We start from the raw sequence: 23783 nt of genomic DNA on the forward strand, positions 1-23783 counted from the left end.
GAATTTGGGTCAGTGTGGTGTCTGGCTCTGGCGGCGATCGATCGCCTTGAGCTGGTGGTACAGCATTTCAATTTTGGGTACTGCCGCCCCGGCGGCTTGCGCGGCCCGCATGGGGTTGCCGTAGATAGCTTCTACCTCCAGGGGTCGCCCTTCGTCAAAGTCAATCTTCATGCTGGTGCGGTAGGGGGCCATGTGCTCGGTGTGGGCCAGCATATGCGCTACTAGCTCTCCGGGCAGCTGCCGATCCTGACCGGGAGAAAGCGATTCTCCATCCCGCCGCGCCGCCGCCAGCACTTCGACCATCAGCTGCTCAGCCAATTGGCGAATATTCGGGTCAGCCATCATAGCCGTAGTAGTGGCATTCATCACCACCGAGAGGCCGTTAAACGGAATATTCCACACCAGTTTGCGCCAGCGGGCCAGGCGCAGGTCGTTTACCAGCTCTACGGCTACCTGCCCCGCTCGAAAATCTTGCTCAATGGCTTCGAGCTGCGGCGAAACTCCGGCGGGCTGACGATCGCGGCCATACTGCCCCAGCAGCACGCTGCCGTAGTCAATGTGGCGAATGGTGCCGGGGCCGACTTTGTTAGCGCAGATAATGCACAACCCACCAAAAATAGCGCGATCGGCTCCAGCCGCACCCATCCATGCGGCCAGTTCATCTTCAATGCCAAAGCCGTTTTGCAACGTCAAAATCGCTGTTTTTGGCCCCAAAATGGGCGCCAACAGCTCAGGTAACAGCCCGTTTTGGGTTGTTTTGAGGGCAATAATGGCCACATCAATGGGAGGCATGGTGGCAGCGCTGTGGTGGGCCTGCACCTGGGGAAGCGCAAAATCACCGGCCACTGATTCGATTACCAAGCCGTGCTGTGCCACATGGTCGTAGTCGCTGCGCAGCAGGAAATACACCTCGGCTCCGCCTCGTTGCAGACAAGCGCCGTAGTAGCCCCCAACGGCCCCAGTGCCAACAATGGCGTAACGCCGCGTCATCGGGCCGTCATAACTCGAAAGCTGTCTAACGAACTAGGCTGAACCACCAAAACAGGCCGACAAATCATTGATACTTGAGTTTAACCTGCGCGCCCTAGAACGTGTCATCAGTTCTGGCTAAAGTCCTGATGTCATTAGCATTGCCACGTCCGGCCCAAACGGTGGGCTAGGGGCTGTACCCTCTGATTTTTAGACCACCAGCGGCTATCGATAACAGGCCTTGGCATCTTACTGCTTCATGCTGATTTCTTCAGCGTCGTATACGAGCAGGGACTGGGGTTGGATAGGCGGTTTTCGTTTGACGTACAGGTACCGATGGTGCATCTAGCGCTGCCTCTAGCAACGCCGTCTCCAGCAGACCGTCGGGAAAAGTCAGCTCCATTGGCTGGGGCAAAAAGTCGAGGGGTTTCATCTCTACCAGCGGAGTTGAGAACATTGGTACAGCCAAAGAACAAGGTGCCCAGCGGCTCTCTACGGGCACTCCAAGCTGGCTACATTGCCCTCCCCGACGGCCCTCTGGGGAATAAAAACGGCAGCGGCTACAAGATGACACCCGGCACTGCACTGATTTCATAGTGGCTTCCTAAAGCTGCACATAACCCCTACATTTTCACTCTTGAAAAAATGGGGATCATCTGCCCTAAGGCTCAAACACCTGAGTATTAAAAGGCTTCAGCCGCCAAAAAATAATAGCGGCATTCACGATTTCTTTATATTTGCTTTAATCCCATTCACAATTTTAGATGTGACTCGGTCTAAAAACTTTAATGATCGTAAACTTGTCAGGGATCAGCTCAAACAAGGGTAGTATCCCTCTTGACTGATGAAGAATTTATTGATCTTTTGGGGCTTCTTCTCGACAAGATATGGCTGCTGATAGCTTTATAAGTAGTATATTGCTTCCGGAGTGATCGTTTTAAACCACATCCTTCTTTAGTTATAGCTTGAGTCGATGGATCGATTGACTGAAACCAGGAATACTGAGAATAGGGCTTGAGGCTCAGGACTTACATCTACGCTACAGAGCCGCACGCTGTGGCATAATCCTGCCCTATGGGTCAACCGTCTAAGCTGCTATTAAAACTGAGTCATCGGCTGTTCACTGAGGAGCGCGATCGCGATGCCTTTGTCGAGGCGTTAACCAATCCTCAGCCCTTTCCCTCGGCCATTGTGTGGGTGCAACCGCGCCCGGAGCCGCTTCCCTTTGCGATCGCCCCTGCTCTGGCCTGGCAGCCTGCCTGGGTCGATCGCCTCACCCCCGATCAGCGCCCCGGCCAGCACCTGCTCCACCAGTCTGGAGCTTACTATTGTCTGGACATGGCGTCGGTGTTCTCTGCTGCTGTTTTTAGCGCCATCCCTACACCTGTTGAAGCCGTGCTCGATCTCTGCGCTGCCCCTGGTGGCAAAAGCCTGCTGGCGCGGCAGGCTCTCAGCCCCAACCATCTCTGGTGCAACGAGGTGATTCGCAAGCGGGTCAAGATTTTAATCTCTAACCTCAAGCGCTGCGGGGCTACAGAAGCTCTGGTATTTAACCTTGATCCCCAGATTTTTGCAGAACAGCTTCGCCATGCTGCCTCGGTAGTCGTTGTCGACGCCCCCTGCAGCGGGCAGTCGCTGCTGGCCAAAGGCGACGACGCCCTGGGCTGTTTTCACCCCGTCAACATCAAGAAAAATGCCAGCCGCCAAAAGCGCATTCTGGCCCACGCGGCTCAAACTGTGGCTGCCGGGGGCTACTTGGCCTACATGACCTGCACCTTTTCGCCTGAAGAAAACGAGCAGGTAGCCGCCTGGCTGATGAAAAAATTTCCTCAATTTGAAGCGGTGGAGGTGCCAGCCCTGAGAGATCATGCTTCACCTTTGACCTCCTTTCCCTGCTATCGCCTTTGGCCCCAGTCGAGTTTGGGTGCCGGAGGCTTTACGGTTCTACTGCGCAACCGGGACGAGAGCGTTGCCCCCCTTAACCTCGATTTCCTCACAACTCACGGCATGAAGATCTATGGTGCAGAGGCATCGCCCTAATGAGTCTTTCAACTAACCCAGTGCCCTGGGTGCAGCGCTTTTGGCCAGAGCCTAGGGCCGCTATGCTAAAGACTGTACCTATGAGCGATCGCTGGCGACCATGGCCAATCCTTCTACCCGTCCTCAACCCTCTACGCTGGATGCCATTGTTCGCCTGCTGCGCTGGGATAAGCCCACTGGACGGCTAATTCTAATGATCCCGGCCCTGTGGTCGGTGGTGCTAGCGGCCCAGGGACGACCTCCGCTGCCCCTGGTGGGCGTCATCGTGCTGGGTACCTTGGCCACCAGCGCCGCTGGCTGCGTCGTCAACGACCTGTGGGATCGCAACATTGATCCCCACGTGGCCCGCACCCGCACGCGCCCTCTGGCCGCCCGCGATCTCTCCGTGCAGGTCGGCATTGGGGTGCTGCTGGTGTCGCTGCTCTGCGCCTACGGGCTTTCGCTCTACCTCAACGCGCTAAGCTTTTGGCTGTGTGTGCTGGCGGTGCCGTTTATTCTGTTCTATCCCTTGGCCAAGCGGGTGTTTCCCGTGCCTCAGCTGGTGCTGTCGCTGGCCTGGGGGTTTGCGGTGCTGATCCCCTGGGCCGCCGTGGCTAACAATTTGGATCTGCCCGTATGGATTTTGTGGCTAGCCGTCGTGCTGTGGACCCTGGGCTTTGATACGGTCTACGCCATCCCCGATCGCGACGACGACAGCCGCCTCGGCATTAACTCGTCAGCCCTTTTCTTTGGCGACTATGCCCCCCAGTTCATCAGCTTTTGCTTCTTGGGCACATGGCTGCTCTTGATTTGGCTGGGCCTGCTGCTTTTTCTGGCCTTTCCCTACTGGTTAGGGTTAGGTGCCGCGCTGCTGGTTTGGTCGCGCCAGTCGTACCTGCTCAACCGCTACAAACCTCCCCTTCAGCTCTACGGGCAAATCTTCAGGCAAAACGTCCAGCTAGGCTTTGTGCTCCTCATCGGCATGATTTTAGGTCTCCTGGTGTAGCCCTCTCTCTCGCACCCTCAATTCCTTGCCCTCCCCTACCCCTCCCCTCTCATTCCACTCACCCACCTACCCATCCACCCGCCTACCCGCCTACCCATCCACCCACCTCATCCCCCCTCCCCCGCAAAGCTACAATAGGAGGCAATGCAATTCCCCGTTGGAGCGGTTTATGACCACTGCGGCCCCCGCCAGAACCAAGTACGAAGCCATCATCGGTCTTGAAACTCACTGTCAGCTGTGCACCGAAACCAAGATTTTCTCCCCGGCCTCTACAGCCTTTGGCGCAGACCCTAATACCTACATCGACCCGATTGTGGTGGGTATGCCGGGGGTGCTGCCGGTGCTCAACCAGCGGGTGCTGGAGTATGCCGTCAAGGCGGGGCTCGCCCTCAACTGCCAAATTGCTCCCTACTCTAAGTTCGATCGCAAGCAGTACTTTTACCCTGACCTGCCCAAAAACTACCAAATCTCTCAGTACGACCTGCCCATCGCCGAGCACGGCTGGCTAGAGATTGAGCTGATCGACAAGAAAACCAAAGAGGCCACCCGCAAGCGCATCGGCATTACCCGCCTGCACATGGAGGAAGACGCTGGCAAGCTGGTGCATGCGGGCAGCGATCGCCTGGCCGGATCCACCTATTCCCTGGTGGATTACAACCGAGCCGGGGTGCCCCTGATCGAAATTGTCTCCGAACCCGACATTCGCACTGGCCAAGAGGCCGCTGAGTACGCTCAAGAGCTGCGCCGCATTGTGCGCTACCTGGGCATTAGCGACGGCAATATGCAGGAGGGCTCCCTGCGCTGTGATGTCAATATCTCCGTGCGCCCGGTGGGCCAGGAGGAATTTGGCACCAAGGTGGAGATTAAAAACATGAACTCCTTCAGCGCCATTCAAAAGGCGATCGAGTACGAAATTGATCGCCAGATTAAGGCCAACGAGTCGGGCGAAAGAATCGTTCAAGAGACACGCCTTTGGGATGAGAGCAGCCAGCGCACCAAGAGCATGCGCTCTAAGGAAGGCTCCAGCGACTATCGCTACTTCCCAGAACCTGACCTGCCTCCTATTGTGGTGTCGGTTGAGCAGAAAGAAGGCTGGCTAGCCGAACTGCCTGAACTGCCAGCTCAAAAGCGCACCCGCTACGAGACCGAGTTTGGCCTCTCGCCCTACGATGCCCGCGTGCTCAGTGACGAGCGCGCCATTACCGAATACTTTGAGGCCACCGTAGCCGCCGGGGCCGACCCCAAACTCACCTCTAACTGGATCACCCAGGATATTGCCGCCTACCTCAACAACGAGAAACTCTCCATTGATGCCCTGCCCTTAACGCCTGCCGGGCTGGCTGAGCTGGTGCAGCTGATTGAGGCCGGCACCATCAGCAACAAAATCGGCAAAGATCTGCTCCCGGAGCTGCTGACCCAGGGCGGTTCACCCAAGGCTCTCGTAGAAGCACGGGGGTTGAGCCAAATCTCTGATCCCGCTCAAATTGAAGCCATGATCGACGAAGTACTGGCTGCTCATCCAGAGGAGCTAGAGGCCTATCGCGGCGGCAAGAAAAAGCTCCAAGGGTTCTTTGTGGGCCAGCTCATGAAGCGCAGTGGCGGTCGGGTAGATCCAAAACTGAGCAATCAGCTTCTTAGCCAAAAGCTGAATGCATGATGCCTGCTAGAACGATTGACGAAAATCAATAAGGGGTCTCACCCCCCATGTAATTTTTGGGCTATTATGGTATCAGATGCACCCTGATGGTAGGGAGAGCTATTTTGGGCTCTCCTTTTTTTTGTCTTTTTTTGGCTCCACGCTTTGCTTGAGATGTCTCAGGGTATCGCTAGGTGAGGGGTTGCCAAGTTTAAGTGTCTTTAGCAATGGAACCCTTGTGAGAATCCTTGTGTGCCTGTTGGCGTTGCGTAAGGCGCTTTTAGGTGTCTGCTCGTGTCCCTGGGGAGCAGGCTACTAAGTAATATTGACCTGCAGTTGAGTCTCTAATGGCTCATTGGGGTCAACCCGCAGTGTGCTTAAGCCGCTGCCCGAAGCCGCTGTCGCAGAGCCATTGCCCCAAACGATCTGACGACTGCCAGCGGGCAAAAGCCCTGCCTCGGTTCCCGCCGATGTGAGCCAGATTGTTGCTTGTTGGGGCAGCGGCGTAGCGTTCTGAGCTGGGGCTAGTTCTACCCCAGCCAGGGCGTACATCACCTGATTGCGCTCTCGCAGCAGGTTATTTTGCCCGGCTAAGGCAGGCAGCCACAGGACAGCGGTGAAGCCTTGCTGAAGGGCGTAGGTATAGAGCGAAGCGGCGGCGACTACTGCCTGCTCAAAACTGGTTTCATCCCAGCGGGCGGTTGTGTCGAGGGCAATAACGACTTCGCGGCTAGCGGTCATGGTTTCGAGTTCACGCACTCGCAGTTCGCCGTAGCGGGCGCTAGTCCGCCAGTGAATGAGTCGAGTCGGGTCGCCCCAGCGGTAGGGGCGCAGCGATCGCGTTACCCCCTGGGTATCGGCTTGGGCTAGCGGGTTGTAGCGCCAGTGCTGGCCGTTGCGGAGGCCAACGGTATCGATCAGGGGGCAGCGCTTGAGAGGCAACACCTGAGGGTAGATCACTGCCGTTGCGGGCGCTTCCATCGAACGTCGGCACCAGAACAGCCCCAGGGGTGCTGCCGTTCGCAGATCGGTCCTGGGCCACTGATGTATGCCCCGACGCTGGGTGGAAATCTGATAGCGCCAGGTGTAAGTCTGACCAGGGAGAAGGTTGCCGATCGCTGTAACCTGGACTGCCCCCAGCCTTGTGGGCAGGGGATCGATAACTTGAAAGAGCCCCTTCGCCGAGCGCTGTGGATTGCGAACCTGCAGCTCGATCGCCAGGGGAACGTCGGCGGTGACGGGCTGAATGGGCGATCGCGTCACCACCAACCCATTCAAGTTGCGAGGCGGCAGCAGGGCCGCTATCACCAGTAGCGCCAGCATTACTCCGCTAATCACGTAGAGCCAGCCCGCTAGAGTGTTTGTCGCCGCCGCAAAAAAGAACAGCGCCAGCCCCAGCAGCACCCAGCCCACGTAGGCGGGGTTAACCCAGCGATGTTCTAACCAGTTGGTGAAGCGTGCCGCAAATTTCATTCAGTTGCCTTACCCTAACTAGCAGAGCATACCCAAACACTGCGGTATCAGGAATCAGTTCACAGAGGTTGAGCGTGAGCGCATGGAAACGCTGAGTCCACTGCTGCCGCTAATCGGCTCGTTAGTCGGGGTGCTGCTGACCGGCGCAATTGGGGTGGCAACGTATTCATGGCAGGAGAGGGCCAAACGACAAACGGAACTCACCGAGCGCAGACAGAGGCTCTACGAAGACCTGAACGGAGCCCTATTTGGCTTGATTTTGGCTAAAACCAGCCAGGATCGGCGCAGAATTTTAGCCGATATTGAGAAAGGTTGGCTGTTTGCGTCAGACGACGTTTTAGCAGCTCTTTTTGACTATATGGATATCTACGATCGCCACTGGGTCGATGCCAAAGGCGACATTCAAAGCCTTATTCAAGCCGATGAAACAGCCCGCCGCCAGATCGAAATGGCTATGGCCGACATTTTCTTAGCCATGCGCCGCGACCTGCGCTCCACCCAAATTTCAGAGAGTTTGGCCAAAGACTACATGCACTTTTACCAGTGCGGCATGCTGGCCGGCGACCCCATCGAGATCACCAGTCCCGACTAGACCTATCGGCTCTCGCAAAAATAGGGCGACTGGAGCCCAGCCACCCTATCAGCTCAGAACTCTGCTGGTTAGCGCTTGACTAGCTTCTTAGAGAGCTTGCGCAGACGAATCGACTCCGGAGTAATTTCCACCAGCTCATCGGGGCCAATGTACTCTAGGGCCCGCTCCAGGCTCATATCGACAGGGCTCTGTAGCTGCACCAGCTCGTCGCCGCTAGCGGCCCGGTGGTTGGTCAGCTGCTTGGTCTTGCAGATATTGAGTTCGAGATCCTGGTTGCGGTTGTGCTCGCCCACGATCATGCCCTTGTAGACCTTAGTACCGGGGGTAATGAAGAACACGCCGCGATCCTCAGCATTTTTGAGGGCGTAGAAGGTAGCCACCCCTTCCTCAAAGGCAATCAGCACCCCGTTGCGGCGAGCCTCAATATCGCCACCCAGGGGGCGATAGTCTAAGAAGCTGTGGTTCATGATGCCTTCCCCTCGGGTCAGGCGCATGAACTCACCGCGAAAGCCGACCAGTCCACGGGCCGGAATCACAAACTCCAGGGTGGCGCGACCATCGCCCATAATGCGCATGTCTTGCAGCTCGCCCCGGCGCTGGCCAATGCGCTCCATAGAACCGCCTACGCCCTCTTCGGGTACATCGAGCACCAGCAGCTCATAGGGTTCGCAGGGCTGACCGCTGACCTCGCGATAAATGACCTGAGGTTGGGAGACCTGAAACTCGTAGCCCTCTCGGCGCATGGTTTCAATCAAAATTCCCAGGTGCAGCTCGCCCCGGCCCGACACCGAGAAGCGATCGGGGGAATCGGTGGGTTCGACCCGCAGCGCTACGTTGGTCTCAAGCTCGCGCATGAGGCGATCGCGCAGCTGCCGCGAGGTGACAAAGCTGCCTTCCTGCCCCGCAAAGGGTGAATCGTTGACCACAAAGGTCATTTGCAGGGTCGGCTCATCTACCTTAATCAGCGGCAGTGCTTGGGGGTTGGTGGGGCAGGTGATGGTTTCGCCAATGTTGGCATCGGCAAAGCCTGCCACCGCCACAATGTTGCCCGCCGAAGCCGACTCAATCTCAATGCGGCGCAGGCCCTCAAAGCCCAGCAGCTTAGAGATCTTTGACTTCACCATGCTACCGTCTTCTTTTACCAGGGCGGCTTGCTGCCCCGCATTGATGGTGCCGTTGTGAATTTTGCCAATCACAATGCGGCCTAGGTACTCGGAGTAGTCGAGGGTAGTGACCTGAATTTGCAACGGCTTTTCAGGATCGCCCACCGGGGGCGGTACGTGGTCAAGAATGGACTCGAACATCGGCTTCATGTCGATGCCTTCGTCTTCGAGCTTGGTTTTGGCGTAGCCTGCTAGGCCCGAGGCAAACAGGTAGGGGAAGTCGCACTGATCGTCGTCAGCCCCAAGCTCAATGAAGAGATCGAGCACCTTGTCCACGGCCCCGTGGGGCTCGGCTTGGGGGCGATCGATCTTGTTAACCACCACAATCGGACGCAGGCCCTTCTCCAGTGCCTTCTTAAGTACAAAGCGAGTCTGGGGCATGGGGCCTTCGTTGGCATCCACGATTAATATACAGCCGTCAACCATGCCCAGCACCCGCTCCACCTCACCACCAAAGTCGGCGTGACCAGGGGTGTCGATGATATTGATCAGGGTCTCGCCGTAGCGGACGGCGGTATTTTTCGACAAAATGGTGATGCCACGCTCTCGCTCTAGGTCATTGGAGTCCATGACGCAGTCAGGTACATCTTCCCCTTCGCGAAAAATGCCGGACTGCTTTAGCAGGGCGTCTACCAGAGTGGTTTTGCCGTGGTCAACGTGAGCAATGATTGCAACGTTGCGAATGGGAAGCGTCATAACTGTGTAAAACCTAGGCGACAGTAAGCGGGCGACGAAACTACCCCCGAGCGCCAAACGTTAGGAAGCTCAAGACAAGTTCCGAATATGCAAAAAGACTTAACAATTGTAGCTCACCAAACAGACCGCTGACGAAAGTGGCGTTGCTAATTTGGATCATAAAAAATGACGCAGAAAAGGACGCCCGTCAACGGACGTCCTTTTTTACCTAAGTGCTTTAATCACTCGGATTGATGCGCCTAACGGAGCGGCTTTAGCTAGGCGCTGATAGCCTACATAGTCATGCCAGCAGCCTGTACTCGCTCCACCTGCTTCTTCTTGAGCACCAGCATGATCTGGGTCAGCATGACGGCGGCCAAGAAGGCAACTAGACCCTTGATGCGGTTGGGGCTCTGCAGCACGATCTCGGTGTCCATTTGACCAAAGCCGCCCACGTTGGGGTTGCTGGTCAGGGGCTTACCGGCTTCTACCACGTCTCCTGCGGCAACCAGCAGTTCTGGGCCAGCCGGAATGGTTTCGGTGACTTCGTTGCCGTCCTCAGACTGAATAGTGATGAGGTAGCCACCCGCCGCCTGGGGTTCAACATCGGTTACAGTGCCGCTCGCGGTGGCGTTGTAGGCAGTGTTGTTGCTGGCCTGACCAGTTGGGTAAACCTGTCCGCGCCCACGGTTGCCGCCGACGTGGATCTGGTATTTACCAAAGGAAACCGACTTGTTTTGGTTGGGGTCGGGAGACAGCACGGGGAAAATGATTTCCTGGTACTGCTCGCCCGGCAGAGGGCCAACCAGCACGATGTTTTCCTGGGTGTCGCTGTAGGGCATGAAGTAGGTGCTGCCGACTTCTTCCTTCAGCTCTTCGGAAATGCGATCGGGGGGCGCAATCTTGAAGCCTTCGGGCAGCACCACTACCGCGCCTACGTTCAGGCCGCCACGGCTGCCGTCGCCTAGCACCTGCTGAGTACCCAGATCGTAGGGAATTTCGACCTTGAGCTTAAAAACGGAGTCGGGCAGTACGGCCTGGGGCACCTCTACCTTGGTGGGCTTGGCGGCCAGGTGGCAGTTGGCACATACAATGCGCCCGGTTGCTTCGCGAGGGACAGCGTAGTTTTCTTGGGCCCAGAAGGGGTAAGCCTCGGCAGTTTGAGGAACCGCTAGCCAGCCTGCCAACACGGTCAGAAAGGCAACGCAGGTGATGGCAAAGGGGCGCAAGCCGTTGATAAATGACGTCAATCTATTCATGCGTTCAGAACTTATGTCAACTGGAGTATGTCGTCGCAGGTTGCCAAAATTTAGGCCAAGCCTGGGGAAAACCCTAGGCCCACCAGGGAGATTCACCGGTGCGGAAGTCAGTTTCGGTCCAATTGGTCAAAGAGACTTTGTCATCTTCGGTGACATCAGCATGGGCCAGAGCCAGAGATAGGGGAGCCGGGCCGCGCACCACTTTGCCAGTGGCGTCGTACTGGGAGCCGTGGCAGGGGCACATGAACTTGTTCTCGCTGGCGTTCCAGGGCACCACGCAGCCCAGGTGGGTGCAAATGGAGCTAATGCCGTAGCTCTCGAGGGAGCCGCTTTCCTCAATCACCAGGTAGGTGGGGTCGCCCTTGAGCCCCTGCACCAGAACGCGATCGCCGGGGTTGTGAGCAGCTACAAACTCGCTGGCAATGACATCGTTGCCCAACTCGTTTTTCGCGGTTACCCCGCCCCCGCCGGTGCCGCTAGAAGGGGGAATAAAGTACTTGATAACGGGATAGAGCATGCCCCCGACGGCCCCGGTCGCGGCCCCCAGAGTCAGCAAATTCATAAATTGACGTCGCCCCAAATCAGGGACATCGGAGGTTCCAGAAACTTGAGTCATAATCCAGACTGGTATACCTGTTTCAAATGAATAACAGCTATCAACGGCGGTAGCTGAGCCTAGATTAGCAGTAGGCCTGTCGCCTTTACCGCAATTAGGCAAACCCTTAACGGGGCACCAATTGGAGCAGTCCCGATGTCGCTGACCACGCCTTTAGCTTTACCAATCGTATTATTGCACCTTGCTGTTCTCAGAAAATCCTTGCTAGAGGTAAAAGGAGTGAGTCGATCGCAGGTTTTTTTGCTTTAGTTACCAGAAAACCCAGCTAACTAGGGCTATCCAGGGACCAAAACGGCAACGAAACCAGATCTAACGCAGGAACGCCTTTATCTGCTTGATTACCGAAAAATTTGGCGAATTTTGGCAGGTGTGGCAGGGGTTCAACCGGGGCTGACCACCAGGGCGTATCGTAAAGAAATGTATCGAGTGTGGCGATGGTAGGGCTAGGGCAATGACAGGGGCAGACTTGCAGACCCTTTTGATCGAAAAGTGGGGCTATTCTTTTGATATTCAGTTTCGGCGCACCCAGGGCAAAATTTTTCTCCAGGTAATGTGGCGTTACCTGGAGCAGGCGTCGTTTCCGCTGAGCGAGGAGGAGTACTTGGCTCACCTGAGTCAGGTGATGCTGTACCTGCATGAGTGGGGCCAGGTAGATTACGTGCAGCAGTGGATTGCCCAGACCCGCGATCGCCCCCGTTTGGGCAAGGCTGTTAGCATTCCCCTGCCCCTGGGTGAGCGGGCGCTAGAGTGGTTGACCGACGAGTTTTAGGGTGTGTCATCGGGTCTGGCCGCAGTCCTTAGCCCATCAGCATTGCCATGCCCGACACAAAAAACAGGCTAGCCTTAGCGCTCGTACAGCTCGATGGGCAGATGGTCGGGATCTTGAAAGAAAACAAAGCGTTTGCCGGTCAGCTCATCCAAGCGAACAGCCTCGGTGACAACCTGATGACTGTGGAGATGCTGCAGGGCTACCTCTAGATCGTCTACCACTAGGGCCAGGTGCCTGAGCCCTCGCGCCTCTGGTTGTGAAGGACGCAGCGGTGGGTCAGGAAAGGAAAATAGCTCAATCTGGGCGTGATCCCCCAGGCGCAGGTCGAGCTTATAGGACTGCCGCTCAGACCGATAGGTTTCTCGGATCACCTCAAACCCCAGCACCTGGGTATAAAACTGCTTCGATCGCGGGTAGTTGCCGCAGATAATCGCTATGTGATGGATACCTTGAAAAAACGACATAGTTAAACTATCCAAATAGCTTTATTAGGCAATATCTGGAGTTGAGTGACAGCTACCCGCTGGCGTGGGAACGCTAGGGTTAGGTGTAGCGCAGCTGCCCCAGCGATCGCAGCATTTTAAGGATAATTGCTCAAAAGCTTTTTAGGTTGAAATGCTAGGATTTCCTAGGTGAACATGCTCAGAGGGCCTGATGTGATCCGTTCTGCCACTTTGCCGATGCAAACTCCGTCGTTACCCCACTTCGGAGAGAACAACCGCCTCAAACTATTTTCGGGCTCAGCCAACGTTGACTTGGCGCGCGAAGTGGCTCGTTATCTAGGGCTAGATCTTGGCCCTATGGTGCGCAAGCGCTTTGCCGATGGCGAACTCTATATTCAAATTCAGGAGTCGATTCGCGGTTGCGATGTCTATCTCATTCAGCCCACCTGCCAACCGGTGAACGATCACCTGATGGAGCTGTTGATTATGATCGATGCCTGCAGGCGCGCCTCGGCTCGGCAGATTACCGCCGTAATTCCCTACTATGGCTATGCTAGAGCCGATCGCAAGACCGCCGGGCGTGAGTCAATCACCGCCAAGCTGGTGGCCAACCTGATGACGAAAGCTGGTGCCAGTCGGGTGCTGGCCATTGATCTGCACTCGGCGCAAATCCAGGGCTACTTTGACATTCCCTGTGATCATGTCTACGGCACCCCGGTGCTAATTGACTATATCGCCAGCAAAAATCTAGAAGACTTAGTCGTGGTTTCTCCCGACGTAGGCGGTGTGGCCCGCGCTCGTGCCTTTGCCAAAAAGCTCAACGACGCGCCTTTAGCAATTATTGACAAGCGTCGTCAGGCCCACAACGTCGCTGAGGTGATGAATGTGGTGGGCGATGTGCGCGGCAAAACCGCTGTGCTGGTTGACGACATGATCGACACCGCTGGCACCATCTGTGAAGGAGCACGTCTGCTCAAGCAGGAGGGCGCTCGCCAGGTTTATGCCTGCGCCACCCACCCAGTCTTCTCGCCGCCGGCGGTAGAGCGCCTGTCGGCAGGTCTGTTTGAGGAAGTGATTGTCACCAACACGATTCCGATGACCGCCGCCCGTCAGTTTGATCAGCTAACCGTGCTGTCGATGGCTAACCTGCTGGGTGAAGCCATCTGGCGCATCCATGAGGAAAGCTCGGTCAGCAGCATGTTTCGTTAACAGGCTGAGCGCAGAACACTTGGGTTCTGCGCTCAGCCTGTCCTAGATGGAGGGTGTTAGGCGTCTTCGTCGACGAACTCAGGCCGCCCGCTACCCGGAATTGGCCAGTCGGGGTTTTCGCCGCCGATGTAGCAGGTTTCAACCACTACATATTCACGACTGAACTGCTCCAAGGTGTTGATCAACACATCGAGGGCCAGGGCATCGCTGGTGCCCAGGTCGAACCAGCAGCGGGCCCAGAGCCCCTGATATTCGACCTCGCCCATGTTGTGCATGACCGAGAGCATGCTGTTGCCCAGCTGATTCTCGTCGTAGGGCAGGTAGCTGATATCCAGTCCGGTGTCCTGCACCTGAAGGTTTTCGGCGTTAAACCCGCCCAGCTTGCCCAAAAAGAACCACGACGAAAAGACTTCGTCGATGTACTGCTGCTCCATGTTTGAGGGCACGGTCTCAAACTTTAGCCAGATCCAAAGGTTAAAGAAGTCGCACTCGCGAAATTCAACCTGCATAACAAAGCCCTACGCTGCACTCTCAGCATAGGGCTTACTCGCACGAACTCGCGCTACCTTGCGATCGCTATCGTTCGTTGATTTGCGCTCGCTCGGCGCACACCTCGCCAGCTACGCCCTCAGCCTGGCAGGCCTCAAAGGCAATTTGCCGCGCTGTCGCCGTCGGCAGTTGGTCGGCATAGGCCAGGGCCGAGCGGTAAAACGGCAGGCTGGCCGCATACTGCTGCTGCAAAAATAGAATTTGAGCCTTCAAATAGAGCAAGTCGGGGTTTTCGGGGGCAGCGGCCAGGGCCTTATCGACTTCTGCCAAGGCCTCGCCGTAGCGCCCCATGTCGCGCATGCCAATGGCGATACCCCGGTGGGTCAGGTAGGCAGGATGGCCGTTCTGCAGACGGGCGATCGCCTGGTCTGGGTTGGCAAAAGGCAAATTAACTGCCAGCAGCAAATCCATGAAGCCCTTCAGCAGGCTGAGTTCGGGGTCGTTGGGGTCGATCTTCTCGGCGGCATCTAGTTCGCTAAAGACCCGCTGCAGCAGGCGCAGAGCGGTGGGGGTGCCGCGGGCAATGCCCTGGGTTTGCAAAGCGTGGGCTCCTTCCATAAAAATGCCGACGGCGGTATAGAGGTGGCCCCGAAGGGGATCGGTCGCCTTTAGGGCGGTGGCGGTTTGCTGGGTGAGACGAGCCTGATCGGCTAGCTCATTGAGGTCTTTGTTGAGGTAGCCCAGAGCTGCCGCAATGGCGTAGTTCATGGGTTCGTCGGGTTCTGCGGCGATCGCCTGCCCCACCAAAGATTCAGCGGCTGTGTAGTTGCCCTCGTAAAATAGCGCGTTAAAAACAGCTTCGGTCTTGTCGCCAATCTCGTGGGGATCAGTGGTGCGAAATGGATCTCCGGCTTGTACCGCTGTGGGCGCTAGAGCCAAAAAAGCGACGGTAAGAGTTCCGGCTGACAGTGCTTTAAAGCGCGACCCCAGGCGAAGTGAGGCAAGGCGAGCGTGAAGAACCATAGTAAGTTTGTCCGTTACGACCTAAACATGAGGAAGAAAACAGTATGCCCCGCAGGGAGAAATGTGTGTTGAATAGGTGATGGCGTACCTGATGGCCTAATTGTGGCGAATTCTAAGGGCGTTTGCGGTAGTAATGTTACAGAAGCTACACTGGCCTAGTTTTCAGTGAACATGGCCTCAGCCACTACCAAGGGCAACTCCGTAGGGCACACTGGAAAGAGGATTGCATCGTATCTGCGGTGCTCGCTTAGCTTAGCTGTATCGCTTACTGTTTTACTGTCGGGTAGAATGCTCTATCTTCGCCAGCTTACCTATCATCCGCCAGCCAGCCCAAGGGCTATTCTGAGAGATATTTCTTTAGAGCTGGCCCCCCAGCAGCTAGGGCTAATCTACGGACCCAGCGGGTCGGGCAAGAGCACGCTGCTGGAGATTATGGCGGGCTTTGCCCAGCCCACGGTGGGGGCGATTCAGTGGCGGCAGCAAGATTTGGACCCCGAAGCCCTGCGGCAGCTAGCGGGGCTGGTGTTTCAGTTTCCGGAGCGCCACTTTTGCGGGCATACGCTGCTCGAAGAACTGCGCCTGGGGCACCCAGAACTGGCTCGTAACGAGATTGAGCAGGCGCTACAGGCCGTAGGTCTAGAGCAGCTTTCCCTCAAAACCTCGCCCCAAGACTTAAGCGGTGGCCAGCAGCGGCGATTGGCCCTGGCGGTACAGCTGATTCGCAAACCCTACCTGCTGCTGCTCGATGAACCCACGGCGGGCCTAGACTGGTCGATGCGGCGGCAAATTATTGGGTTGCTCAAGCAGCTCAAGCAGCACTGGACGCTGCTGGTGGTCTCGCACGATGCCGAGGAACTGGCTGAGCTGGCCGATCGCTGCTGGCAGCTTGACCACGGCAATCTTACCCCGGTGCCCCAGACCTCTCTTTCTTCGGCCGCAGGCTAGGGCAACGCTATGGATCGGCTACCCTTCAATGGCGATCGCTGGCAGAGTAGCCTGCAGTGGCAGCCTACTGACCCACAGCAGCAGCGTTTTCAGCAGCTCTACGAGGCTATTTTGGCCGCCAACCAGCAGGTCAACCTGACCCGCATCACCACCCCTGAGGATTTTTGGGAAAAGCACCTGTGGGACTCACTCCAGGGCGTGGCTCCCTGGCTGAGCGATCCCCAGGCCAGTGCCACAGGGCTTAAGGTGGTTGACATCGGCACGGGCGGTGGGTTTCCGGGGCTGCCGGTAGCGCTGGTGTTCCCCCACTGGGCGATCGCCCTGATGGATGCCACCCGCAAAAAACTTACCGCCCTAGAGTCTGTCTGCGAGAGCCTGGGGATCGCCAACGTCAGCTTTTTACCCCAGCGGGCCGAGCAGGTGGCCCACCAGCCCACCCACCGAGAAGCCTACGACCTGGCCCTGCTGCGAGCCGTTGGCCCGGTCAACACCTGTGCCGAGTACGCGCTGCCGCTGCTCAAGCCAGAGGGCCAGGCTATCCTCTACCGAGGCCAGTGGTCGTCAGAAGAAGAGGCTGGACTGAAGGCCATTCTGCCGCGCTTGGGCGGCAAACTGCGGTCGGTGCGATCGCAGACCACGCCCCTCACCCAGGGCGTTCGTCATAACGTCGTGCTCACTAAAGTTGAGCGCACACCTGACAAATTTCCGCGTCTACCAGGGATTCCGGCGAAGACGCCGCTGGTGTAGGGGTAGATGAGTGGGAGAGTAGGAGTGTGGATGGGTGGGTGGGTAAAAAAAGGTTTTGCCTGATATTCGGTACAATTGCCCCTCCTGCCTGCCATCCCGAGAGGAGTCCGATTAGCAACGCCAACCAAATAACCTCTTCACCCCCTTACCCATCCACCCATCTACTCATCCACCCCCTCACCTTCTCCGTTCCTGCAGCTTGCGGTACACGTCTTTGATATCGACCCCGTGGTGGGCCAGGGCTACCAGGGTATGATACATCAAATCGGCGGCTTCTCCGGCGATCGCGTCAGCATCGTCGTCTTTGCAGGCCATCACCACTTCGGCGGCTTCTTCGCCAATTTTTTTGAGAATTTTGTTGTCGCCTCCGGCCAGCAGCTTGCAGGTGTAGGAGTCGGGGTTGGGGTGGTCGCGGCGATCGCAGATTACCTCAAACACCTGAGAAAGGGTGTCGGCGGGAGGCGCAGCTCTGTGGTCATCGACTTGGTGAAAGCAGCTGCGCTCGCCGGTGTGGCAGGCAATGTTGCCCAACTGTTCTACCGTAACCAGTAGGGCATCGCTGTCGCAGTCGTAGCGAATGGCCTTGACTTGCTGAATATGACCGGAAGTTGCCCCCTTGTGCCAAAACTCCTGGCGCGATCGGCTCCAGAACCAAGTTTCGCCGCTATCTAGAGTGCGCTGAAGCGATTCGGCGTTCATCCAGGCCATCATCAGCACGGTGCCGTCGAGGTGGTCTTGCACAATGGCAGGCACCAGCCCCTGGTCGTTGTAGCGAATGCGATCGACGGGCACAGCGGTAGCAAAGGGCGAAGACGATGAGGTGACCATGGTATCGGGCGGCAAAACATCCTTACCCACTCTAGTCTTTCTTGGCCTGTGCCCTGCGCCCATGCTGCAAAAACGGCTAGCCACTACGCCTCAACTCAGAAATTACTTGGGGACTACTCTCATAAACGCCCAACCTGATGAAAAACAAGGATTAGGCCAAGTTTGCTCCAACTTTTCCGCCAACAAAAGTTAACATAGTAGTTAACAAACCTTCAGCTAAGTCCAGTCTGGCTATCTGCCCCACACAGGGCGCTTTGCCCGCAGGCTTGGCTCATTCGACCCTACTATCTACAGACGCAGGAGAGCTTCATGACTGGATTTATTCGCGGGCTGTTTGGCGGCAAGGCTAAGAACCCTGGGGAAGCAGACCGCCCGGTGCGACAAAAGCCCGCGCCTCAGCAGCCCACCATCAAGCAGGTTGGCGGGGCTTATTTCTTGAGCGAGGACGATGCTAAGAGCTATGGCAACATAGAGTACATGCGATCGTCTAAGACCGTACGGCGCACCTACGCCAAAAAGCGGGGCGAGACCGGAGAGAAAGAGAGCATTCGGCAGATTTCTGCGCTAGAGGCCAAAAGGCTGCAAGAGCAGGGCTTATCTGTGGAAAAGTTGTCCCCTTCTGAAGTGTCTGTTCAACCCGTCGTCAAGAAAGATGCCAGTGCCGAGCGCCGCAAGGTCGATACCAACCTCGACATGTTCCGCAAGATGGCGAAGGATATCAAGAAGTAGTCGACGCCATTTCCTGGGCGTAAGCCCTGCCAATGAATAACAAAGGACGCAGCCTAGCTGCGTCCTTTTTATTGGTGAAAGCTGGTGAAAGCCTAAGGATAAATTTTTCTCTCAAAGATGAATTAGTCAGATGGCGCAGAAGTAGACAACCTGGCCCCATTTTTCGTTACCTTTGGTAAAGATTCGTTTACTTCCCGTCCGTTGAAGTCTGCCTTTGGAGCCGCCCATGCTGCGTTTAGAGCACATCAGCAAGATTTACCCCACCGGGGAGGTTCTCAAGGACGTGAACTGGGAGGTGAAGCCGGGCGATCGCATCGGTCTCGTCGGCGTCAACGGCGCGGGTAAATCGACCCAGCTCAAAATCATCACCGGCAAAATTGAACCCACCACGGGCACCATCATTCGCCCCGCCGACCTCAAGATTGCCTACCTGTCGCAGGAGTTTGAGGTTGACCCCAGCCACACCGTGCGCGACGAATTTTGGACGGTATTTAAAGAGGCTAACGAGGTGCAGTCAAAGCTGCACCATATTCCCACGCTGATGGAGACCGCCGATCCCGATGAACTCGATCGCCTGATCCACGAGCTAGACAAACTCCAGCGGCGCTTTGATGCCCTAGGCGGCTACGGCCTAGAGGCACAGATTGAGAAGATTTTGCCTGAGATGGGGTTTGAGGCTGTCGACGGCGATCGCTACGTCAGCGAGTTTAGCGGCGGTTGGCAGATGCGCATGGGCCTGGGCAAAATTTTGCTGCAGGCCCCCGACGTGCTGCTGCTCGACGAGCCCACCAACCACCTCGACCTCGACACCATTGAGTGGCTGGAGGGCTACCTCAAGAAGCTCACCACCCCCATGGTGATCGTCTCCCACGACCGCGAGTTTCTCGATCGCCTCTGCACCCAGATCGTCGAAACCGAGCGCGGTGTCTCTACAACCTATCTGGGCAACTACACCGCCTACCTGACCCAAAAAGAAGAAGCCCTGGCCGCCCAGCTCAGCACCTTTGAGCGCCAGCAAAAAGAACTGGCCAAGCAGCAGGCCTTTGTCGATCGATTTCGGGCCAGCGCCACCCGCAGCACCCAAGCCAAAAGCCGCGAGAAACAGCTCGATAAGGTAGAACGCATTGAGGCCCCCACCGGCAGCGTGCGCACCCTACACTTCCGCTTTCCCCCCGCCCCCCGCAGCGGCCGTGAGGTGGTTACGGTTAACGATCTCACCCATAGCTACGACGACAAGATCTTGTTTTTGGGGGCCAACCTGCTGATTGAGCGGGGCGATCGCATTGCCTTTCTGGGCCACAACGGCTCAGGCAAATCAACCCTGCTGCGCCTGATCGCCGGGCTCGAAACCCCCACCGACGGCCAGGTCGAAGTGGGCAACCACAACGTGATCCCCAGCTATTTTGAGCAGAACCAGGCCGAAGCCCTCGACCTAGAGAAAACCGTGATCGCCACCATCCATGACGAAGTGCCCGACTGGACCAACGAAGAGGTGCGCACTTTGCTGGGGCGATTCCTCTTTACGGGAGATATGGCCTTCAAGCAGGTCAAGGCCCTCAGCGGCGGCGAAAAAGCCCGCCTGGCCCTGGCTAAAATGCTGCTGCGCCCCGCCAACCTGATGATGCTCGACGAGCCCACCAACCACCTCGACATCCCCGCCAAGGAGATGCTGGAAGAGGCCCTGCAGCACTACGACGGCACCGTGCTGCTGGTCTCCCACGATCGCTACTTTATCTCCCGAGTGGCCACCAAAATAGTAGAAATCCGCGATGGCGAACTGCGGCTGTACCGGGGTGACTACCATTACTACCTTGACAAGGTGGCTGAAGAAGCCGAAGCTAAAAAGCAAGCCGCTCTAGCCGCCGAAAAACAGGCCAAGGCTGAAGCCAAACGCAAACAGCAGCAGGCCAAACGCAAAACTGGCGCTACAAAATGACGCCTTTGTAGAGTAATATGCCTTTTATAAAAAAACTTTCTTAAGTTCGTTCCCCATTCAACCGTAGAGTTGATGGCTGAGTTTAGATTGTGAGAGTCAGGCTCTCAGGTGAGGCTAATCCCTCACTGGTAAGGTTTTAAACTATTCCTCCAGCGCGGTTTTTGATCTGCGCAATCTTTCTATTTGCCATTCCAACTCTGCCCTGGCTCAGAATCGGGGCTAATTTTCTGGATGGTATGATTGCTGAGACGTTAGTCCAAATCCCAAGGATTTTTACCCATGAGTCAAGCGTCAATCCCGCCGATGGTGTTAGTTATTCTCGACGGTTGGGGATATCGGGAAAGTACTGACGGCAATGCTGTCGCTGCCGCAAAGACTCCGGTAATGGATAGCCTGTGGGCCGCCTATCCCCACACGTTAATTCGCACGTCGGGTAAGGATGTGGGGCTACCCGACGGTCAAATGGGCAACTCTGAAGTGGGCCATCTAAACATTGGAGCCGGGCGCATTGTGCCCCAAGAATTAGTGCGAATTTCAGATGCGGTAGAAGATGGCACTCTGCAGGAAAATGAGGCCTTTTTAGAAGTTTGTCAGTCGGTACGCTACCGCAGCAGCAAGCTCCATTTAATTGGCCTTTGCTCTGAAGGTGGGGTGCATTCTCATCTGTCTCATCTGTTTGGGCTATTGGAGATGGCCAAAGCCCAAGATATTGAAGATGTTTGTATTCACGTCATCACCGATGGCCGCGATACTAAGCCCACCGAGGGCAAAATAGCGGTGCAAAAAATTCAGGACTATGTCGATCAACTGGGGTTGGGTCGCCTGGTGACCCTCAGCGGGCGTTACTACGCCATGGACCGCGACAACCGCTGGGATCGCGTTGAAAAGGCCTATCGAGTCATCACTGACCCCGGTGAAGGCACTGGTCAAACCGCCATAGAAGCGCTGCTGGCCTCCTATGATCAAGATGTTAACGACGAGTTTGTAGAGCCGGTGCGGCTGGCCCCTGGCGCGATCGCCCCCGAGGATGGCGTGATCTTTTTCAACTTTCGCCCCGATCGCGCTCGCCAGCTGACTCAGGCTTTGGTAGACCCCAACTTTAAGGGCTTTGAGCGCGAGGTGATTGCTCCCCTAAGCTTTGTCACCATGACCCAGTACGACCCCGAGATGCCGGTCAAGGTGGCGTTTCAGCCCCAAAACCTGAGCAACATTTTGGGGGAAGTGGTAGCCAACCACGGTCTCAAGCAGTTTCGCACCGCTGAAACCGAAAAGTATGCCCACGTCACCTACTTCTTTAATGGTGGTTTAGAGGAACCCCTGCAGGGGGAGGACCGCGAACTGGTGTCTAGCCCTATGGTGGCTACCTACGACAAAGCTCCAGCGATGTCGGCAGAAGCTGTGACTAATACCGCCCTAGCTGCTATTAAAAAAGGGATTTACTCCTTGGTGGTGATCAACTATGCCAATCCCGACATGGTCGGTCACACCGGCAAGATGGAGTCTACGATCACGGCTCTCCAGGCCGTTGACCACGAGCTGGGCCGCTTAATTGATGGTATTGGTCAGGCTGGAGGCACCGCCATCATCATTGCCGACCACGGCAACGCCGAGCTGATGTGGGACGAAAACCACAAGCCCTGGACGGCCCACACCACTAACCCAGTGCCGTTTATTTTAGTGGAAGGGGAGCGGCTCAAGGTGCCCGCCTACGGTGGCGATGTCAACCTCAGGGAAGACGGGCGACTGTCTGACATTGCCCCTACCATTCTGCAAATTCTGGGATTGCCCCAGCCCCAAGAAATGACCGGGCGATCGATGTTTCTCGCCGCCGATGTGGAAATTCGCAACAACCGTACGCCGGTAAAGCTCTCTCGCTAGGCTTTTGGCTGCCCTGGCGGCGGCTACCCCACGCGTGCCCTAGCCCTTAGGGTATAGTGGAGACTGGGCTAGAGTTTGTGCTGACCCAGCTCAGCGATCGCCCGCTGGTTTTCTATACCACCGCCCACCCCGTTTTTTTGAGCAGGTTAGTCTGAGAACGCGATGCTAGTTACCACAATTTTGAAGGTTATTTGGATGGTTTCTGCCGTTGGTCTAACGGCTTTGGTTTTGCTGCACAGCCCCAAGGGCGATGGCCTGGGGGGCTTAGGAGGTCAGGCCCAGCTGTTTACCAGCACCAAAAGCGCTGAAACGACCCTCAACCGCGTAACTTGGACGCTGACCGTGCTCTTTATGGGACTGACTGTGGTGCTGAGCGCTGGCTGGCTTGACGTAGCGGCAGCTTCTGCGGCCCTTTAGTCGATCCCTTGGGTTCTGAGGTGGTGCTAAGGATTTTATGAAATCTGTATTGCGTCGATAGTCACCTCACCTGATGGTAGACAGCCGAGAAGGCTATCCAACGGGCCGAAATTCTTGAGCTTCTGCTTAAACAAAGCCCCTGGTTGCATGAACCAGGGGCTTTGTTGTAGAGCCAATGCTGATGTTCGCCCTACCAATCGCCAGACATGACCGCTAAAACCTGACCGGTGGTTGTGACGATATTGAGGGGCAATCCCTGGCTGCTTTCTCGACGGGGAAACTGCACCAGCTGAAGCCCGGTATCGGTGGGTTCGACGGTAGCGAGGTATTGGTCATCCTGCCATACCAGGCCCACTAGGCGATGGTGCAGCAGCCACATTTCCGCTAGTTCACCCTGGTTAATCTGCTCGGGTTGGTCGCCGCTGTAGCAGTCCCAGATGTCGTCTATGGCCGTCCAAACCCCAGACAGGTAGAGGGGATCGGTGCGGGCGCTGAGACCGTAGGTGGTGAACGAAAAAATGTCGTGGCTCCACCAGGTTTTGGCCAGCTCCGCCAGGGGATCGCTCTGGATTGCCGCACCATAGGTGGGCATGGCCTCCAGCTGTTTGATTTGAGCTAGGTCTGAGGGACGCTGCCAGTCGGGTAGGTTGACGCAGATATTTGCCGCAATGGGTTCGCCTGCCTGGGTCTGGAGCGTTGAATCTGAGGGCGACTCGGCCTGAGCCAGGTAACTGGCCAGGGCAGACTCGGCTGCAGCCGAGCTGACAAGGCCCGCTCGCATCGGGCTGGCGCTAGAGGAACTGGCTAGGGTGGGCTGGTGAGACGCCAAAAGGAGCCCCACAGAGCCAGCGCCAAGGGTAAGTAGCAGGGTCGTGGCAAACAGGTGATCCATGAAAGAAGACGAAGGGCGTAAACACTGGGAAGAGCAGGCGAGGGGCGATCGCCAGAGGCATAGCTTAAAT

At 56.6% G+C, this 23783-nt stretch carries 23 protein-coding genes; 12 read left to right on the forward strand and 11 right to left on the reverse strand.

The window, feature by feature from the left end; translation table 11 throughout:
• Positions 1 to 9: 9 nt before the first annotated feature.
• Together IQ265_RS17275 and IQ265_RS17280 are read right to left on the reverse strand one after the other, a co-directional pair.
• Positions 10 to 990, reverse strand: coding sequence for a putative 2-dehydropantoate 2-reductase (locus tag IQ265_RS17275; protein WP_194055837.1), 981 nt, complete (start codon positions 988 to 990; stop codon positions 10 to 12).
• Between the two features lie 250 nt (positions 991 to 1240).
• On the reverse strand, positions 1241 to 1426 hold the full coding sequence (locus IQ265_RS17280; RefSeq protein ID WP_194055838.1) for a hypothetical protein: 186 nt from the start codon (positions 1424 to 1426) through the stop codon (positions 1241 to 1243).
• Positions 1427 to 2043: 617 nt separating this feature from the next.
• Here IQ265_RS17280 and IQ265_RS17285 point away from each other — a divergent pair.
• From IQ265_RS17285 to gatB, 3 genes are all read left to right on the forward strand, one after another.
• The gene (locus IQ265_RS17285; RefSeq protein ID WP_194055839.1) at positions 2044 to 3009 is read left to right on the forward strand and encodes an RsmB/NOP family class I SAM-dependent RNA methyltransferase; all 966 of its coding nucleotides are present in this window, start codon (positions 2044 to 2046) and stop codon (positions 3007 to 3009) included.
• A 100-nt stretch (positions 3010 to 3109) separates the two neighbouring features.
• The gene (locus IQ265_RS17290) at positions 3110 to 3994 is read left to right on the forward strand and encodes a 4-hydroxybenzoate solanesyltransferase (protein ID WP_194055840.1); all 885 of its coding nucleotides are present in this window, start codon (positions 3110 to 3112) and stop codon (positions 3992 to 3994) included.
• Positions 3995 to 4163: 169 nt separating this feature from the next.
• Positions 4164 to 5651 (forward strand): Asp-tRNA(Asn)/Glu-tRNA(Gln) amidotransferase subunit GatB, encoded by a 1488-nt coding sequence (gene gatB, locus IQ265_RS17295; protein WP_194055842.1) that lies wholly within the window; start codon positions 4164 to 4166, stop codon positions 5649 to 5651.
• Positions 5652 to 5945: 294 nt separating this feature from the next.
• On the opposite strand, the gene IQ265_RS17300 is transcribed toward gatB, so the two are convergent.
• Positions 5946 to 7103, reverse strand: coding sequence for a DUF58 domain-containing protein (locus IQ265_RS17300; RefSeq protein ID WP_194055844.1), 1158 nt, complete (start codon positions 7101 to 7103; stop codon positions 5946 to 5948).
• Positions 7104 to 7185: 82 nt separating this feature from the next.
• Between IQ265_RS17300 and IQ265_RS17305 the strand changes: the two genes are divergently transcribed.
• Entirely contained in the window at positions 7186 to 7695 is a 510-nt protein-coding gene (locus tag IQ265_RS17305; protein ID WP_194055846.1) for a hypothetical protein, read from the forward strand.
• A 68-nt stretch (positions 7696 to 7763) separates the two neighbouring features.
• Here IQ265_RS17305 and typA read toward each other — a convergent pair whose 3' ends face one another.
• From typA to petC, 3 genes are all read right to left on the reverse strand, one after another.
• Positions 7764 to 9554 carry a translational GTPase TypA gene (gene typA, locus IQ265_RS17310; protein WP_194055848.1) on the reverse strand — a complete coding sequence of 597 codons (1791 nt, stop codon included), beginning with the start codon at positions 9552 to 9554 and terminating at the stop codon, positions 7764 to 7766.
• 272 nt (positions 9555 to 9826) lie between these two features.
• On the reverse strand, positions 9827 to 10792 hold the full coding sequence (petA, locus tag IQ265_RS17315; protein ID WP_194055850.1) for a cytochrome f: 966 nt from the start codon (positions 10790 to 10792) through the stop codon (positions 9827 to 9829).
• A 73-nt stretch (positions 10793 to 10865) separates the two neighbouring features.
• Positions 10866 to 11408 carry a cytochrome b6-f complex iron-sulfur subunit gene (petC, locus tag IQ265_RS17320; protein ID WP_194055852.1) on the reverse strand — a complete coding sequence of 181 codons (543 nt, stop codon included), beginning with the start codon at positions 11406 to 11408 and terminating at the stop codon, positions 10866 to 10868.
• A 451-nt stretch (positions 11409 to 11859) separates the two neighbouring features.
• Between petC and IQ265_RS17325 the strand changes: the two genes are divergently transcribed.
• Complete coding sequence (locus IQ265_RS17325) at positions 11860 to 12177, forward strand: DUF3067 family protein (RefSeq protein ID WP_194055854.1); 318 nt, start codon at positions 11860 to 11862, stop codon at positions 12175 to 12177.
• 74 nt (positions 12178 to 12251) lie between these two features.
• On the opposite strand, the gene IQ265_RS17330 is transcribed toward IQ265_RS17325, so the two are convergent.
• On the reverse strand, positions 12252 to 12641 hold the full coding sequence (locus IQ265_RS17330; protein ID WP_194055856.1) for a VOC family protein: 390 nt from the start codon (positions 12639 to 12641) through the stop codon (positions 12252 to 12254).
• A 216-nt stretch (positions 12642 to 12857) separates the two neighbouring features.
• On the opposite strand from IQ265_RS17330, the gene IQ265_RS17335 reads away from it, so the two are divergent.
• A complete protein-coding gene (locus tag IQ265_RS17335) occupies positions 12858 to 13829 on the forward strand; it encodes a ribose-phosphate pyrophosphokinase (RefSeq protein ID WP_194055858.1) in 972 nt (323 codons plus the stop codon).
• A 56-nt stretch (positions 13830 to 13885) separates the two neighbouring features.
• Here the strand turns inward: IQ265_RS17335 and IQ265_RS17340 are convergent, their stop codons facing one another.
• Positions 13886 to 14338 (reverse strand): DUF3531 family protein, encoded by a 453-nt coding sequence (locus IQ265_RS17340; protein WP_106870528.1) that lies wholly within the window; start codon positions 14336 to 14338, stop codon positions 13886 to 13888.
• A gap of 67 nt (positions 14339 to 14405) precedes the next feature.
• Complete coding sequence (locus IQ265_RS17345) at positions 14406 to 15341, reverse strand: Sll0314/Alr1548 family TPR repeat-containing protein (protein WP_194055860.1); 936 nt, start codon at positions 15339 to 15341, stop codon at positions 14406 to 14408.
• A gap of 288 nt (positions 15342 to 15629) precedes the next feature.
• On the opposite strand from IQ265_RS17345, the gene IQ265_RS17350 reads away from it, so the two are divergent.
• Together IQ265_RS17350 and rsmG are read left to right on the forward strand one after the other, a co-directional pair.
• On the forward strand, positions 15630 to 16286 hold the full coding sequence (locus tag IQ265_RS17350) for an energy-coupling factor ABC transporter ATP-binding protein (protein WP_194055862.1): 657 nt from the start codon (positions 15630 to 15632) through the stop codon (positions 16284 to 16286).
• Positions 16287 to 16295: 9 nt separating this feature from the next.
• A complete protein-coding gene (rsmG, locus tag IQ265_RS17355; protein WP_194055864.1) occupies positions 16296 to 17033 on the forward strand; it encodes a 16S rRNA (guanine(527)-N(7))-methyltransferase RsmG in 738 nt (245 codons plus the stop codon).
• Between the two features lie 177 nt (positions 17034 to 17210).
• Here the strand turns inward: rsmG and hisIE are convergent, their stop codons facing one another.
• Positions 17211 to 17861, reverse strand: coding sequence for a bifunctional phosphoribosyl-AMP cyclohydrolase/phosphoribosyl-ATP diphosphatase HisIE (gene hisIE / locus IQ265_RS17360; protein ID WP_194055991.1), 651 nt, complete (start codon positions 17859 to 17861; stop codon positions 17211 to 17213).
• Positions 17862 to 18170: 309 nt separating this feature from the next.
• On the opposite strand from hisIE, the gene IQ265_RS17365 reads away from it, so the two are divergent.
• The 4 genes from IQ265_RS17365 to secG all read left to right on the forward strand — a co-directional run bounded on the left by IQ265_RS17365 (position 18171) and on the right by secG (position 22821).
• Entirely contained in the window at positions 18171 to 18590 is a 420-nt protein-coding gene (locus IQ265_RS17365) for a hypothetical protein (protein ID WP_194055866.1), read from the forward strand.
• 226 nt (positions 18591 to 18816) lie between these two features.
• A complete protein-coding gene (locus tag IQ265_RS17370; protein ID WP_194055868.1) occupies positions 18817 to 20526 on the forward strand; it encodes an ATP-binding cassette domain-containing protein in 1710 nt (569 codons plus the stop codon).
• Positions 20527 to 20805: 279 nt separating this feature from the next.
• Positions 20806 to 22404 (forward strand): 2,3-bisphosphoglycerate-independent phosphoglycerate mutase, encoded by a 1599-nt coding sequence (gene gpmI, locus IQ265_RS17375; RefSeq protein ID WP_194055870.1) that lies wholly within the window; start codon positions 20806 to 20808, stop codon positions 22402 to 22404.
• A gap of 162 nt (positions 22405 to 22566) precedes the next feature.
• On the forward strand, positions 22567 to 22821 hold the full coding sequence (secG, locus tag IQ265_RS17380) for a preprotein translocase subunit SecG (protein ID WP_194055872.1): 255 nt from the start codon (positions 22567 to 22569) through the stop codon (positions 22819 to 22821).
• Positions 22822 to 23011: 190 nt separating this feature from the next.
• Here the strand turns inward: secG and IQ265_RS17385 are convergent, their stop codons facing one another.
• Entirely contained in the window at positions 23012 to 23713 is a 702-nt protein-coding gene (locus IQ265_RS17385) for a hypothetical protein (protein WP_194055874.1), read from the reverse strand.
• Positions 23714 to 23783 lie beyond the last annotated feature (70 nt).

Origin of the sequence: Nodosilinea sp. LEGE 06152, assembly GCF_015207525.1 — a bacterium.
GTDB lineage: Bacteria > Cyanobacteriota > Cyanobacteriia > Phormidesmidales > Phormidesmidaceae > Nodosilinea.

Bases quoted from the DNA above. Each gene is read 5' to 3' on its own strand.
- IQ265_RS17275 (WP_194055837.1), bottom strand. From the start codon at position 990: ATGACGCGGCGTTACGCCATTGTTGGCACTGGGGCCGTTGGGGGCTAC.
- IQ265_RS17280 (WP_194055838.1), bottom strand. From the start codon at position 1,426: ATGTTCTCAACTCCGCTGGTAGAGATGAAACCCCTCGACTTTTTGCCC.
- IQ265_RS17285 (WP_194055839.1), top strand. From the start codon at position 2,044: ATGGGTCAACCGTCTAAGCTGCTATTAAAACTGAGTCATCGGCTGTTC.
- IQ265_RS17290 (WP_194055840.1), top strand. From the start codon at position 3,110: ATGGCCAATCCTTCTACCCGTCCTCAACCCTCTACGCTGGATGCCATT.
- gatB (WP_194055842.1), top strand. From the start codon at position 4,164: ATGACCACTGCGGCCCCCGCCAGAACCAAGTACGAAGCCATCATCGGT.
- IQ265_RS17300 (WP_194055844.1), bottom strand. From the start codon at position 7,103: ATGAAATTTGCGGCACGCTTCACCAACTGGTTAGAACATCGCTGGGTT.
- IQ265_RS17305 (WP_194055846.1), top strand. From the start codon at position 7,186: ATGGAAACGCTGAGTCCACTGCTGCCGCTAATCGGCTCGTTAGTCGGG.
- typA (WP_194055848.1), bottom strand. From the start codon at position 9,554: ATGACGCTTCCCATTCGCAACGTTGCAATCATTGCTCACGTTGACCAC.
- petA (WP_194055850.1), bottom strand. From the start codon at position 10,792: ATGAATAGATTGACGTCATTTATCAACGGCTTGCGCCCCTTTGCCATC.
- petC (WP_194055852.1), bottom strand. From the start codon at position 11,408: ATGACTCAAGTTTCTGGAACCTCCGATGTCCCTGATTTGGGGCGACGT.
- IQ265_RS17325 (WP_194055854.1), top strand. From the start codon at position 11,860: ATGACAGGGGCAGACTTGCAGACCCTTTTGATCGAAAAGTGGGGCTAT.
- IQ265_RS17330 (WP_194055856.1), bottom strand. From the start codon at position 12,641: ATGTCGTTTTTTCAAGGTATCCATCACATAGCGATTATCTGCGGCAAC.
- IQ265_RS17335 (WP_194055858.1), top strand. From the start codon at position 12,858: ATGCAAACTCCGTCGTTACCCCACTTCGGAGAGAACAACCGCCTCAAA.
- IQ265_RS17340 (WP_106870528.1), bottom strand. From the start codon at position 14,338: ATGCAGGTTGAATTTCGCGAGTGCGACTTCTTTAACCTTTGGATCTGG.
- IQ265_RS17345 (WP_194055860.1), bottom strand. From the start codon at position 15,341: ATGGTTCTTCACGCTCGCCTTGCCTCACTTCGCCTGGGGTCGCGCTTT.
- IQ265_RS17350 (WP_194055862.1), top strand. From the start codon at position 15,630: ATGCTCTATCTTCGCCAGCTTACCTATCATCCGCCAGCCAGCCCAAGG.
- rsmG (WP_194055864.1), top strand. From the start codon at position 16,296: ATGGATCGGCTACCCTTCAATGGCGATCGCTGGCAGAGTAGCCTGCAG.
- hisIE (WP_194055991.1), bottom strand. From the start codon at position 17,861: ATGGTCACCTCATCGTCTTCGCCCTTTGCTACCGCTGTGCCCGTCGAT.
- IQ265_RS17365 (WP_194055866.1), top strand. From the start codon at position 18,171: ATGACTGGATTTATTCGCGGGCTGTTTGGCGGCAAGGCTAAGAACCCT.
- IQ265_RS17370 (WP_194055868.1), top strand. From the start codon at position 18,817: ATGCTGCGTTTAGAGCACATCAGCAAGATTTACCCCACCGGGGAGGTT.
- gpmI (WP_194055870.1), top strand. From the start codon at position 20,806: ATGAGTCAAGCGTCAATCCCGCCGATGGTGTTAGTTATTCTCGACGGT.
- secG (WP_194055872.1), top strand. From the start codon at position 22,567: ATGCTAGTTACCACAATTTTGAAGGTTATTTGGATGGTTTCTGCCGTT.
- IQ265_RS17385 (WP_194055874.1), bottom strand. From the start codon at position 23,713: ATGGATCACCTGTTTGCCACGACCCTGCTACTTACCCTTGGCGCTGGC.